Raw genomic sequence first — 13,786 nt, 5'->3', positions numbered from 1 at the left:
TAGCATACCATTTGTGAGTTGTCATCGTTTTTTGCAAATAAATTCAAAAAAGTTTTGAAAAACTAATTTTCATCCGCACTGTTTCCCGTAATTTTAGCAGCAGACTTCCGCACAACAGCGCGGTTGTTCATGTCGCCAACGGCAGTTTTATCGGCAGGATCGTAGTCCCGAATCTCAACTAAAACTGAATTATCATACACTTTGGTAACTTCCCCAGTGAAATCGTGTTCCAGAGGACCAAATTTTTTCGCCGCAACGTAATCGCCAATCTTAATCTCTTGAGTCTCAGCCATTGTTCGTCGCTCCTTTCGTATGCAAAGTAATATTATAGCCATGTTTAAGCAGTGAAGCAAGTAAAGTTCCCTCCCAGGCCTGAGGATTTCCCCTAGTGCCACTGTTTACGCCCGCTTTCTCGTGGCTTGCAATCTAATTGTAAGGTGATTGAAACAAAATGAGAAAGCCGAACTTTATCTGTTATTTAGCAAATGTATTCGTTAAAGAACGAACAATAATTTCATTTTTAACTCCAATGTCATTTTCAACCACAAATTGCCGAACAACAGGATATTTCGGCGAATTCCTAAACCATACTCAAATTGGTCTAAATAAGTTATAATCTAGTCGTTGTGTTAGTTCGTTTTTATTCAGTAGGAAATTTTCATAGGAGGAGAAGACATTATGAAGAAATGGCAACGTTGGGCGGTTCGGGGAATCGCTCTTACGGCGGGCTGTTTAGGCCTTTTCTGGTCAACAACAACGGCCAGCGCCAATGCAATTAATACTTATATTGCCAATCAGCAATATGCAACACCCAAAATCACGAAGAATATCTGGCCGACTTTTCCTAAGAATAGCTACCGGAACGGAAAGCCTGAAGGGGTCGTGGTCCACGAAACGGCCAACCCCAACTCGACGATTTACGGTGAAATTTCTTATATGAAGAATAATTATCAATCGGCTTTCGTCCACACCTTCGTGGATGCTAGCAGTATCATCAACATCGCCAACACAAATTACTTATGCTGGGGAGCTGGCCCCATTGCCAACGCCCGCTACGTCCAATTCGAACAAGTAGAAGTCCACAGCAAGGCGGCCTTCGCATCTGAATTGAACAACGCCGCCTACTACACGGCTTACATCCTTAACCAGTACGGCCTGTCACCAAAGCGTAACGTGACGGTTCTCTCCCACCACGATGTTTCCAATAACCTCGGTGGCACGAACCATACCGACCCTGATGGTTACTGGAAGGCCAATGCCAGCGCCTACTTCGGCACGACCTACACCATGAATGACTTCATGACGCTGGTCAACACCCAATACGCTAACCTCGGTGGCACGACCACTGACAGCACGGATACGACCGATACGACTGACACCTCGACGGATCATACCGTGACGACGCCTAAGAAGACGGTCAAGTACAACCACGGTGGCAACAATGAAACGGCTACCCTGGCTAACAACTACACCAAGTGGACCGTCTACAATCACGTCAAGGGCACGAGCGGTGCCTACAAGATCGGTTGGGGTCGCCTGAGTGCGGACCACCGTGGCGCGAAGGTCTACGTTGACTCTCGTGGCGTGAAAAAAGGCGGCTGGAGTGGTACCTGGTACCGGATTCGCTTTGGCAAGAATTCAACAGCGAAATACTGGGTCTACAGTAAGACCTTGAACTTCCCAAAGGTCACCTACAGTGATGCCAGCGGGACTTACACCCTGAACACCGACACCAACTACAAGATGACCAATCACGTGTTAAACTCAAATTACCTGTCCAAGACGACGGCGTACACGCAGGACTTCCCTGCTGGCACCAAGGTTAAAGTGAACAAGTCTGGTCTTAAGGCCAGCGACGGTTCGACCTGGTACCGCGTCACCTTAAACGATAAAGCTTACTGGATTCCAGCAGCCGGCTTGAACGGCAACGCTTAACTTACCTAAGGCGCGGAACGCATCTGTTCCGCGCCTTTTTTGAAAGGATCGTTCCCGATGAATAAAATTATTTTCTACGGTGCCACCTCCCTCGACGGCTATCTGGCCACCCCCGAGGACAATATCGACTGGCTCACCCAATTACCTGACATCCCCGCCGATGCCGGTGTCCAGGTGCTTTCTCAGATGACCAGCGCCATCATGGGTCGCGTGACCTACGATTTCGTGGCTAAAATGGCGCCTGACGCCCCGTTTAACCCTGCCAACCCAGGAATGCACAATTACGTTTTAACCCGGGAAAACCGGCAGAATTTGCCGTTAACGACCTTCACCGATACTGACGTGGTCACCCTTGCCCGCCAGCTCAAGCATGCGGATGGCAATGTGTGGATTGTGGGCGGTTCCAGCGTTTTGACCCCCTTACTAGCTGCCGACCTCGTCGATGAACTCTACCTACAGCTCGCCCCCATCGTATTGGGCCAGGGTAAACGTCTGTGGGGAGAACTCGCGGCGCCCCATCAATTCACCTTGATGCAGGCCCACACGCTCGGGCCACTGGCCGAATTGGTCTATCAACGCAGAAATTAGTAACGCTTGACCGCGCGAGTATGGTACGCTTAATTTAGTTTTTACGCGAAGGAGCGGTCGGTATGTGGTTAGGCCTACATTTTTGGACCTGGATAGTTTTAACAATTTTAGTTGTCGGTGGCTTGACCCGCCATTCAGAGAAACGGGCCACGCAATTCTTGATTTTGGCGCGGATTGCGTACTTAGTCATGATCATCAGTGGGGTCGTCTTAAGCATTCGGACCTTTAGCCACGCCCCCTTGCTCATCAGCCTGAAGTTTCTGCTGGGCATCGGCACGATTGCCCTCATTGAAATCAGCTTCGGCCGGAAGATGGAGCGTAACACCCCCCACTTAGTCTATTGGATTCTGGGCGTAGTTGCCCTCGCAACGATTGGTCTGGGACTCACACTGGGCCTTCACTAAATTTAACTGTTAACGTTTGGGACCTGGCCGACTGGCTGGGTCCTTTTTGGTCGTTGTTTGCTTTTTCCATTAGCGCCACTAAAAAAGGAATCACTCACCCTCCATGCGGAGAAGCTGAGTGATTCCTTTTCAAATGGCTTAGTCTTTATTGCGTAGCTTGGACAAGGCCATCTCAATCGTCCGGTCAACCAAAACGGATTGGCTGTCGACGATTGGGTACGTCTTTTCCGGTTCGCGTTCCTGGGCTAAGGACAATTCCGTGCAGCCCAGAATCACGACATCGGCGTGTTGGTCTTCAATCATTTCGCGAATAATGCGATGGAATAAATCGGCATCCACGTCATTATTTTGCTTAATGTGGTCGTAGATCAGCGTCATCGTTTCCGCTTCGATTTCCGGCGTTGGCAGCACGGGCGTCAACCCGGCCGCGTTAACCTCATCTTCGTAGACCTTATCGGTGATGGTTCCCTGCGTTCCAGTAATCCCAATGCGCTTGGCATTCGGGTACTTGCGCTTGATTTCATTCACCGTTTCCCACGGCATGTGTAGGATGGGCACATCGGTTGCCGCCTTCAGGTCATCGTAAAAGTAATGCGCCGTGTTACATGGCAACGTGAAAAAGGCTGGGCCCAGTTGACTCTGCTGCCGAATATCATCTAGCAGACTGGGTAACGGATTGGGCTGACTGTGATCCAAAATGTAGGCTGTCCGATCCGGTACCGTCGCGTGGTTGACCAAAATATAATTCAAATAATCTTGATCGGCGTGGGCGGGCGTCCGAGCATTTAACAAATGAAGATAGCTCTCGGTTGCCATGGTCCCCATGCCGCCAATAATCGTAAAGAATTTTTTCATGGTGGTTACCCCTTATTTTCTGCGAAATACTTCTTAAAGTTAACCGTGTAATTGTGTTGCATCCATTGAATCAACGCCCACCGCTTCAGGTTCATGTCCTCGTCGTAACGGTAGGTGGTCCCGTACTTGCCCGCCGCAATCAGCTTCAGCGCACGGTCCTTGTCGGCATTTTCCCGGGTATATTGCTTGAAGACCTTGACCGGCACGCCTAACCAGAGCGCGTGTTGGCTTTCGTCCTTGTTGCCGTACACCGTTGGGGCATCTGCTAAGCTATCCTGAACGTAATCCTTGACCACCCAATCGGCCAAGTTGTAGCCGTTTAAGGTAACAAAGAAACTGCTCCGACCCTGCCGCAAGTTGATTTCAAACAGCTTGAAGGATTGGTCCCGCACGTCATACTTCATATCAAAGTTGGCGTAACCAGTAAATTCAATGGCTTCCAGGAACTTCTGGATGTTGTGGTAAATCGTTTCGTTGTATTCCGGAATGATGGCCACGTAATTGCCAATCGCGGATGGCGCTGGGTCTTCCAGTAAGGGGTGACCCAGGCACATCATTTTAACGTGATGGTTGCGGTCCACGTAGGCGTTCAACACCCGCATGTTACTGTCATCGCCGGGCACAAAGTCCTGTAAAATCAGGTCAGATTGGTACCCGTTAGCGTAGATTTTCTGTAAAATGTCGCGGAATTCTGCCTCGGACTGAATCCGAAAGGCCTTCTTCCGACCTTCAAAGTGGACGTCTAACCATTCCACACTGTTGGCCGGCTTCAGGGCTACCGGGTAATCAAACGGTTGTTCAACGGGTTCCGCCGCCGTGGCATCGGCCTTGGTGATGATCCGCGTTGCGGGGTAAGGTAACCCGTACTGGTCACAGACCTTGTAGAAGTTTTCCTTGTTGTTCAGGTGCCGCAGCTTATCGTAATCGATGTATGGGCAAATGAACACATCTTCCAGTTCAGCCTTATGCTTACTGATCAGTTCCGCATAACCATCCCCACACCCGATCAAAATCACGGGTTCTGGATGATCCGCGTAACGTTCCTTCAGTTTCCGCATGGTTTCAATCCAAACGGGATCCTCATCAAATCCTGGAATCAATTCCAAGTTGACGACTTTGGTGTAACGGGTCGGTGCCAACTGAATGCTGGCAAAGGCCTGAACGGGTTCATGGTACAGCTGATAAAACGACCGGGCCATCCCGTATACGTTAAAATCGCTCCCTAACAGAACGGGCGTGAATTTTGCTCCATTGGTTTCCATAACAAATTAAAGTCCCTTCACAACGTACTTATATCTCTCATTGAATGTTCAACTATTTATTTTATTACACAATTTCTGGCAATAATTATTCCAGCCAGCACCACGGGTGTTCACAATTACCGCCATGAACACCCGTGTTACAGGCGATTCCCGGTCCGCAACTAGTGTCAGCCGCAGGGCTGGTGAAAATGGACCAAACGTGGTCAGTCTCAGTGACCAGAGGCGGATCAAGATGACCAGCTGTGTCGATGGTCTTAGCTGAGAGATTTTTCTCAGCTTAGAGCATGGGGCAACCTTTGAGACCGCTTTTCAGGCTCAAAGTTGAGGTGGAAGCCTGCCCTTCGGCTGGAACCGACCCCACAGCAGGGTATCTTGAATCCGCCGCCGGAAACGGCAACTGCCCACAGCGTTCCGGTCCATTTTCACCAGACCGGGGCAAACGAGTTGCCGGACCGGAAAAAAGCTAAGTAAACACAATCAAGGTTGTTAGCGGACGAGTCCAATAGCAACCTTGATCGTTATCGGCCAGCCAAAAAGCTATGCCGTTCTAAATTAAATTTGCGTGCGGTGAACCAGGTCCACCGTCTTAGCCGTCGTGTCTTCTGGGAAGTAAACTTCGTACCACAAGATAAACGTGTAAATGGTGAAGATCTTTTGCATGCTGGACTTACCGTTGATGTGTTCGTGTAAGATATCCATCAGGGCGTCCGTGTTAAAGAACTTTTGGGCCACGTCGGAGTTAAATGCTTCGATGATCCGTGACTTGTAAGGTTCCGTCTTGATCCAGGTAGCGATTGGAGATGGGAAGCCCATCTTTTCCTTCTTAGCCACCCGTTCTGGCAATTCAGCCTCGGCAGCGGCCCGCAGAGAAACCTTGGTCTCATCCGTATGGATCCGCGTCTTCACTGGCATGGTTGCGGCAAACTTCGCAACTTCCTTATCAACCAATGGTGTCCGCACTTCAAGTGAGTTCGCCATACTCATCCGGTCAGCCTTGTGCAGAATGTCATAAGGTAACCAGGTGTTGATATCAAAGTACTGCATCTGCGTCATTTCATCCAGGCCCTTAACGTCATCGAAGAAGTGCTTGGTGTAAGCCCCAGCATCTTGGTTCAGACTTGGGTTCTTCAGAATCTTGTTCCGGTCATGGTAATCGAAGACGTAGTTGACCCGGTAGTAGCGTTCGCTCAATGGCTGTGCCCCACGGACCAGGAACCGCCGACCATGGAAGCGAGGGAATTTTTCAGCGATGCCACCCAGCATCTTCCGAATGCCCTTAGGCACCCACTTCTGGTAACGTTCGAATGGAATAGCTTCCAAGTAAGTGTTGTAGCCACCGAAGAATTCGTCGGCCCCTTCACCAGACAGCGCCACCTTAACGGATTCACGCGTCCCCTTGGACAGGTAGTACAGTTGCATCGCAGATGGGTTGGATAAAGGTTCATCCATGTAGTACATAATCGTTGGCAAAATGTCAAAGTAATCGTCACCCGTCATGTAGAGTGGCGTGTTCTTTTGCTTGATTTCCTTGGCAAATTCGGTTGACCAGCTCAATTCACTGTACTTAGAGTTCTTGAACCCTAAGGAGAAGGATTGGATTGGCTTTAATTTAGAAGCTTCGTTCAACACGTAGGAAGAATCAATCCCACTGGACAGGAAGCTCCCAACTTCAACGTCGGCAATCATGTGGGTCTTAACGGATTCATCAACGATACCGCGAATCTTCTTGGCATCCTCTTCAACCGTCTGACTGTTGTCGATGTGATCATAGTTAAACTTGTAGTAACGGTGCGTTTCCGTCTCGCCATTGGCATGGTGAATGAAGTATTGCCCAGGCAATACCTTGTAGACGTTCTTGAACATCGTGTCCCGTGATGGGATAAATTCAAAACTCAAATGGATGGGTAAGAGGGCTTCGTTGAATTCCTTCTTGAAGTTAGGGTGTTCGAGAAACGCCTTAATTTCAGAGGCCCACAGGAAGGTCTCACCGTCATCGTAGTAGTACATTGGCTTGATACCAAAGTGGTCCCGTGCGCCAAAGACTTCGTTCTTCGTCTTGTCATAAATGGCGAAGGCGTACATCCCCCGCAGGCGGTCCAACAGCTTAGGACCCCAAGCATCGTACCCGTGGATCAAGACTTCTGAGTCCACGTCAGTTTGGAATTCGTAACCCAACTTTTGTAAGTCGGCCCGAATTTCTTGATAGTTATAAATTTCACCGTTAAAGGTCAAAACCTTGGTTTGATCCCGGTTATACATGGGTTGTTTACCATGGGCTAAGTCGATGATCGACAGCCGGCGGAACCCCATCACGGCTTGTTCGTCGTGGAAGAAAGCCTCGTCATCCGGCCCCCGGTGCTTAATCCGATCTGCCATACTGTTGATGGTATTAGTCGGAACATCTTTTTGATTCACATAGCCAACGAATCCACACATGTGCGTATCCCCTTTTTCCTTTATTCTTATCGCCTAATTTAGTCGTTCATTAAAAATTAAATGAAACACAACACCCATCATTTTAGCAAATTTATTTCGGGAATACCATAATATTAAGGATTCTTAATGGATAGCTAAAACTCCGGTTACTCTGGCGCCACTTCAGCCAATTGATCCGTGTTGATCACTTTGACCTGACGACGACCAATTGTCTCGATCACGCCGTCCTTGACCAGCTGTCGCAGCTTGCGGCTCAAGGACTCTGGCGTCATACCCAGGTAGGCGGCCAGGTCCTGCTTGCTCATCGGTAAATCAATGACGCCGGATTGGTGCCCGCTAATTTCTTGTAAATAGCCGGCTAGCCGTGGCAGCGCGTCCGGAATGGCCAGCAAGGTTGCCTGCCGTTCCGCCGTCTTCAGCCGGTCCGCCAGCGCTCCCAGCAAGGCCATGGACAGCGGTGGCATCTGCTTGATCAAGGCCGTCAGAGAGACTCGCGAAATGGTACACAGTTCGCTGTCCTTGGTGGCTTCGGCGTATGAACTGTGAATTTCATCCGTAAACAGCGCGATTTCACCAATGAAGTCTCCCGGATTCAGCACCCGCAAGACCTGTTCGCGCCCGTCCTCGCCCAAATGGTACAGCCGCACCTGACCCACGTTGACGATGTACAGGGTTTGTGAAACTTCCCCCGTACTAAATACCGTCCCGCCCTTTTTGGCCATGACGGGCCGGGTCACCTGGGCCACCGACGTCAGTTGATCCGCCGACAAGCGCTGAAAAATGGGCACCTGGGAAACACATTCCAGTTCTTGTTCGATTGATTCATGATGATGTTCATGTACCATTTCGGCATCTCCTTAATTTTTTCTATTGGTCTAGTGAAAAATGGCGGATGATTCCGTTCCCGGCGGCGGGCTTCAAGGTGCCCTGCTGTTGGGAACGGCTCCGGCCTGTGGAGCGGTCCTCCGCCTCGCCTTGAAACCTCGCTAAAACCGCGAGTTTCCAAGGTCGTCCCGTGCTCTAACCTGAGAAAATCACTCAGCTAAGAGCACCGACACAGCTGGCCACCTTGGCCCGCCTCTGGTCACTGACATTGATCACCATTTTTCACTAGACCAATGCCAATCCGTCTGGTCTGGAATGACACCATACTTTACATGCTGCATTATTGCTAATTCTCACAATTACAAATTACCGAAAGTTACTAATACCGTGCCCCGCTGTGTGTTACCTGCAAATCTAGCGAGAATAAGTCGTCGCGGACAAATTACCCAACCACTCCACTGCCAACCTGTCAGCCACCGACAAACAATGATAACCCGTTTGATCATGGACTTAACCAGTGTCAGCCGCAGGGCTGGTGAAAATGAGCCAGCGAGGACAGTGTTAGTGACCAGAGGCAGATCAACCACCCCGGCTGTGTCGATGGTCTTGGCTGGAGTTCTTTTCCAGCCTAGCCCATGGGACAACCTTTGCGACCGCTTCTCAGGCGCAAAGTTGAGGTGGAAGCCCGTCCTTTGGCTGTAACCGACCCCATAGCCGGGCACTTTGAATCTGCCGCCGGGAACGGATCGATTACCCCCACTGTCAGCCACCAGCAACCGCTGATAATCCGTTTGATCATGGGCTAAACCAGTGTCAGCCGCAGGGCTGGTGAAAATGAGCTCAGCCGTGGGAGTTACCTTAGCGGGTTTCCCGCTTAGGCAACTGCTATCTTTGAGACTCGTATCTCAGAGGCTCAAAGTAAGTCTGGAGACCGCTCTTTGGCTCCAGGCGCGCGCCCACAGCGTCCCGGCTCAGTTTTCACCAGCCCGGAGGCGAAACCAACGGCAATGTTAAGTCCATTCTATCAAACTATCCGCGGTTACCGGTGGCTGACGCCTCACTCTTGGCGAAATGCCCCATCTCTTTCACAATGATAGCGGTTTATCCCGCGCCACGCGTGTGTTATAGTGTGCTTAACGATACTCTAAGAGGAGGAATTATTATGAACCGTCATACCCATCAGGCTTGCACCTCATTTTTAGCCGGTAAACTCGCCACCTTGGATGGTAGCACACTGATTGCCCGCAACGAAGATAACTTCGTGGCCATCTGGCCAAAACGGGCCATCGTCCATCCCGCTAACGAGGACCGCGACCGCCACTTTGTTTCGAAAGGTAACGCGTTTACCACGACGTTGCCGGAACAGGCTTACCACTACACAGCCATGCCCGACACTGATCCTAGCGAGGGCTACTTTGAAGAGAGCGGCATCAACAATCAAAACGTGGCCATGAGCGCGACTGAAAGCGCCTATACCAATAGCCGCGTCTTAGGCATTGATCCACTGGTCACGGACGGTATCGCTGAAGACGCCATGTTAACGGTCGTCCTGCCTTACGTCGACTCCGCTCAGGCCGGTATCCAACGGTTGGGCCAACTGGTCACGGAAAACGGGGCCGCCGAAACCAACGGGGTCCTCTTCAGTGATGCCGAAGAAGTTTGGTACATGGAAATCGTCAGTGGACATCACTGGGTCGCCCAGCGCATCCCCGATGACGCCTACGCCGTGGTGGCCAACCAATTGGCCATCGAGGACGTCGACTTCATTGACACCAAGAATTTCTTGACCTCCCCTGGTATCCGCCAATTTGTTCAGGAAAATCGCTTGAACCCCGACGGCAATCGCTTCAACTCCCGCCACATCTTTGGCACGCAAACGATTGACGACGCCCACTACAACACACCGCGGGTCTGGTACGGCCACAAGCTGTTCACCCCGAGTGCCCTGGAAAACCCCAGCAGTCAAGATCTCCCCTTCATCCGGCACGCCGAACGTAAGATCAGCGTCGGTGCCGTTGAAGAATTTCTCGGTTCCCACTACCAAGAAACGCCCTTTGATCCGTTGGGCTCCGGTAGTGACGAGGCCAAGCACCAATTCCGAGCGGTCGGCCTGTCACGGACCCAGAACTCACACATTCTGCAGATTCGCCGCAACGTGGCGCCCGTCCTGGCCGGTGTCGTTTGGCAGTGTCTCGGCAACCCCGCCTTCAGTCCCTACCTACCTTTCTATGCACAGGGTGATCAAGTGGGTCTGGCCTATGGCGAGGACAACGCCGCCTACAATGGGGAGAACCCTTACTGGGCCAACAAGTTGCTCGATGTTTTGAGTGAGGCCCACTACCACCAAAACCGGAAATTACTTGCCAACTTCCTTAACGAAACGCAAGCGGCTGGCTACCAACGCTTACATTTAGGCGACCAACAGGCCACCGTCTCAGCCGCCTCGCTCGGTCAGTTCAACGCCGAAACGGCCGATGCCTTGGCCCAAGCCATTCAAGTCCAGACCGGCAAATTAGTCCAGGCCAACGCCGACCTCTCAGCCCTGACCTTTACCATGGATGCCGGCTTGTAAATTGGTATCGTTTTCAGAGGGAATGCGCTATAATGAAATTAGCAGCTAGCCTCGAAAGGAATGATTAGATGGATGAAGTAGTCCTTTTCAACCCAGGAGATTCAATTGGTAATTTTCACGATTATCACGAAGCCGTGCAAACGGCCCAGATTTACCAGGAACGGCATGATGAGTCCGGTCACGTCCTGGTCGTCAAGAGCGAACACGGGGAGCCATCGTTCGATATCTTTTTGGCGGAACAACAGTTGACTGATCGAACAGAACCGTCAACGACTAAACGTTACACCGTTTCAAAAAAACTTTAATTTGCTAAAATAAGCGCACCGCCAAGAGTTCTGGCGATGCGCTTTTTTGCGGTCTATTTTTCAAATAAGTTTAATTGATCCTTTAGATATTTACCGGTCACACTATCTGCCGCCTGACTAATATCCGCGGGTGTACCGGTTGCGACCAAGTGGCCTCCATTGATACCGCCACCGGGTCCCATGTCAATCACGTAATCCGCGTTGGCAATCAGGTCCAGGTCATGTTCAATCGCAATGACCGTGGCGCCTTGCTGAAGCAATTGGTCAAAGACCTTGACCAGCTGTTGGATGTCTAACGGGTGCAGGCCGACCGTGGGTTCATCGAAGATAAACAGCGTCCCGGTCTGACGCTTGCCAATCCGCGAGACCAGCTTCAACCGCTGCGCCTCACCCCCGGATAACGCGGGCGTGCTCTCCCCTAACAGGAGGTAGCCCAGTCCCATGTCATGTAGCGTCTGCAGGGTTTGTGCAATCCCACTCTCCGTCGCAAAGATCGGTAACGCCTCATCGACGGACAGGTCTAAAATGTCCGCAATGCTGTACCCATTCCAGGTCACGGCCAGCGTTTCTGGATTGTAGCGTTGCCCGTGGCACTGGGGACAAACCTCCGTGATGTCTGGCAAATACTGGACATCGAGGGAAATCTGACCGGTCCCGTTACACGTGGGACAAGCCCCCGCCTTAACGTTATACGAGAAGCGACTGTTGGTATATCCCTGCTCCTTCGCCGCTGGCGTCGCCGCGAACAGCTTCCGCAACCGATCCAAAATATCGGTATAGGTGGCCACCGTCGACCGCACATTCTTGCCAACGGGGACGGAATCCACCTTGACCACGTGACGAATGCCCGCACGGTCTAACTGGGTGACGTGCTTGGGCAACGTGCGATGGGCCACGTCCGCCTCAATGGCGGGAATCAGGCTGTCGAGCACCAACGTCGTCTTGCCGGCCCCACTCATCCCCGTGACCGTGGTCAAGCGGTTCTTCGGGAACTTCACGGCAACATCGTCAATGTTGAACCGGTGCTGCACCTCGAGGCTCAGACTGCCCTTTTGCCAGAGTGCCTGGTCATCGAGCTGTGGCCGCTCCCGCAGTTGCGCGGTCCCGTTTAGAAATGGCGCAATCAGTGACTGCTGACTGTGGGCGACCTCGGCCACGGTCCCCTGGTCAACGACGGTCCCACCCGTTTTGCCGGCACCGGGGCCAATTTCAATCACGTAATCGGCTGCGCCAATGATCCGCGTATCATGGTCAACCACGACCACGGAGTTGCCTTGGGCCACCAACCCCCGGAAGGCTTTGATCAATCCGGTGACGTTGGCGGGATGCAACCCCACGGAGGGTTCGTCCAACACGTAGAGCACGCCGGTCGTAGCACTCCGCAGCGTGCGTCCCAGTTGAATTCGTTGGAGTTCCCCGGTCGACAAGGTAGCGCCGGGCCGACTCAGGGTGAGGTAATCCAAGCCCAAATCCACCATTGGCTGCAGGCTCAACAGTAATTCATCGACCAGGTTCTGGCCGATACCCTGCATCTTAGCGGGCAACCAGTCCACAATGGTCCCAGCAAATTGCCGCAGCTCATTGACGGGCAGGTCGCACACTTCGGCGATAGTCTTGCCGACTAATTTCTGCTTGAGCAGTGCCGGATTCAGCCGGGTGCCGTGACAGGTCGGGCAGGTATCGAACGTGTAAAATTTATTTAATTTGGCAATCGTCCGTTCATTCTTACTGGTGGCCATGCTGTCCTCCACCGCGGCAAAGGCGTTTTCATAAACGGCCTTGTCCATGTGGAAGATTTTTCCCTTGCTGCTGGGGATGTCGATGGCCACAAACTGTTTCTTTCCATGGAGCACACGCTGTTTATCCGCGTCGCTCAGGTCCTTATAGGGCACGTCAATGGGAATGCCAATGGCGTTGGCCACGATGGGCATGAAGTTTCGGCCGGGCAGATGCCAGGAAGCCACGGCCCCCTCTTGCAGCGTCTGATCCTCGTTGCCAATAATCAGGGACGCATCCAGTTGCCGGACCTCACCGAGGCCCTCGCAGGTGGGACAAGCGCCACCGGAGTTAAACGCAAAGTCTTCCGCGCCAGGTGCTCGGAACGTGACGCCACAGGTCGGACAGGTCACGTAGCCATCATTTTCCGCAACCGCCAGTGTGGACGGTACCTGATGGCCGTTGGGACAAACTGGCGACCCCAGGCGAGAAAAGACTAACCGTAAAATGTTGAGGCTCTCGGACATGGTGCCGACGGTCGAACGGACCCCGGGCACCTGCGGCCGTTGCCGCAATGCTAAGGCCGAGGGCAGGTACTCCACGGATTCGACCGCGGCCTTTCCCATTTGGTTGATGCGTCGCCGCGTAAAGGTCGAGAGCGCATTCAAGTAGCGCCGGGCCCCTTCTGCGTAGAGCACGCCCATCGCCAGTGATGACTTGCCGGACCCACTCCGCCCGGTAATGGCGACGAATTGGTTCAAAGGGATGTCGACGTCTAGGTCCTTAAGATTGTTGACCTTGGCGCCGCGGACCTTGATGTGTGTTGGTAAATTAGTTGGCATGGAAAACTCCTTTCTGAAAATGGACTCTGATTTCACTATACCATTA

The 13,786-nt window shown here is 52.0% G+C and carries 11 protein-coding genes; 5 read left to right on the top strand and 6 right to left on the bottom strand.

Annotation, left to right across the window (positions count from 1 at the left end):
• Positions 1 to 62: 62 nt before the first annotated feature.
• Complete coding sequence (locus JUF22_RS09370) at positions 63 to 293, bottom strand: DUF2187 domain-containing protein (protein ID WP_203645913.1); 231 nt, start codon at positions 291 to 293, stop codon at positions 63 to 65.
• A gap of 385 nt (positions 294 to 678) precedes the next feature.
• On the opposite strand from JUF22_RS09370, the gene JUF22_RS09365 reads away from it, so the two are divergent.
• From JUF22_RS09365 to JUF22_RS09355, 3 genes are all read left to right on the top strand, one after another.
• Complete coding sequence (locus JUF22_RS09365) at positions 679 to 1,935, top strand: peptidoglycan recognition protein family protein (RefSeq protein ID WP_203645911.1); 1,257 nt, start codon at positions 679 to 681, stop codon at positions 1,933 to 1,935.
• Positions 1,936 to 1,992: 57 nt separating this feature from the next.
• The gene (locus JUF22_RS09360; RefSeq protein WP_203645909.1) at positions 1,993 to 2,523 is read left to right on the top strand and encodes a dihydrofolate reductase family protein; all 531 of its coding nucleotides are present in this window, start codon (positions 1,993 to 1,995) and stop codon (positions 2,521 to 2,523) included.
• A 62-nt stretch (positions 2,524 to 2,585) separates the two neighbouring features.
• Positions 2,586 to 2,927: a YisL family protein gene (locus JUF22_RS09355; protein ID WP_203645907.1), complete on the top strand. Its 342-nt coding sequence runs from the start codon at positions 2,586 to 2,588 to the stop codon at positions 2,925 to 2,927.
• Between the two features lie 138 nt (positions 2,928 to 3,065).
• Here the strand turns inward: JUF22_RS09355 and JUF22_RS09350 are convergent, their stop codons facing one another.
• The 4 genes from JUF22_RS09350 to JUF22_RS09335 all read right to left on the bottom strand — a co-directional run bounded on the left by JUF22_RS09350 (position 3,066) and on the right by JUF22_RS09335 (position 8,325).
• Positions 3,066 to 3,782, bottom strand: a complete 717-nt coding sequence (locus JUF22_RS09350; protein WP_203645905.1) for an aspartate/glutamate racemase family protein — start codon at positions 3,780 to 3,782, stop codon at positions 3,066 to 3,068.
• 5 nt (positions 3,783 to 3,787) lie between these two features.
• Positions 3,788 to 5,044 (bottom strand): carboxylate--amine ligase, encoded by a 1,257-nt coding sequence (locus tag JUF22_RS09345; RefSeq protein WP_203645899.1) that lies wholly within the window; start codon positions 5,042 to 5,044, stop codon positions 3,788 to 3,790.
• Positions 5,045 to 5,596: 552 nt separating this feature from the next.
• Complete coding sequence (asnB, locus tag JUF22_RS09340; protein WP_203645897.1) at positions 5,597 to 7,480, bottom strand: asparagine synthase (glutamine-hydrolyzing); 1,884 nt, start codon at positions 7,478 to 7,480, stop codon at positions 5,597 to 5,599.
• A gap of 146 nt (positions 7,481 to 7,626) precedes the next feature.
• Positions 7,627 to 8,325, bottom strand: a complete 699-nt coding sequence (locus JUF22_RS09335; RefSeq protein ID WP_203645895.1) for a Crp/Fnr family transcriptional regulator — start codon at positions 8,323 to 8,325, stop codon at positions 7,627 to 7,629.
• Between the two features lie 1,142 nt (positions 8,326 to 9,467).
• Here JUF22_RS09335 and JUF22_RS09330 point away from each other — a divergent pair.
• Together JUF22_RS09330 and JUF22_RS09325 are read left to right on the top strand one after the other, a co-directional pair.
• A complete protein-coding gene (locus JUF22_RS09330; protein ID WP_203645893.1) occupies positions 9,468 to 10,877 on the top strand; it encodes a C69 family dipeptidase in 1,410 nt (469 codons plus the stop codon).
• A gap of 68 nt (positions 10,878 to 10,945) precedes the next feature.
• A complete protein-coding gene (locus JUF22_RS09325) occupies positions 10,946 to 11,182 on the top strand; it encodes a hypothetical protein (RefSeq protein ID WP_125763224.1) in 237 nt (78 codons plus the stop codon).
• 53 nt (positions 11,183 to 11,235) lie between these two features.
• On the opposite strand, the gene JUF22_RS09320 is transcribed toward JUF22_RS09325, so the two are convergent.
• Positions 11,236 to 13,740, bottom strand: coding sequence for an excinuclease ABC subunit UvrA (locus tag JUF22_RS09320; protein WP_203645884.1), 2,505 nt, complete (start codon positions 13,738 to 13,740; stop codon positions 11,236 to 11,238).
• Positions 13,741 to 13,786: the final 46 nt, after the last annotated feature.

Source organism: Levilactobacillus lanxiensis (assembly GCF_016861655.1).
Taxonomy (GTDB): Bacteria; Bacillota; Bacilli; order Lactobacillales; family Lactobacillaceae; genus Levilactobacillus; species Levilactobacillus lanxiensis.
The sequence above is the reverse complement of the archived record's forward strand: the minus strand, read 5'-3'. Positions and strand labels throughout refer to the sequence as shown.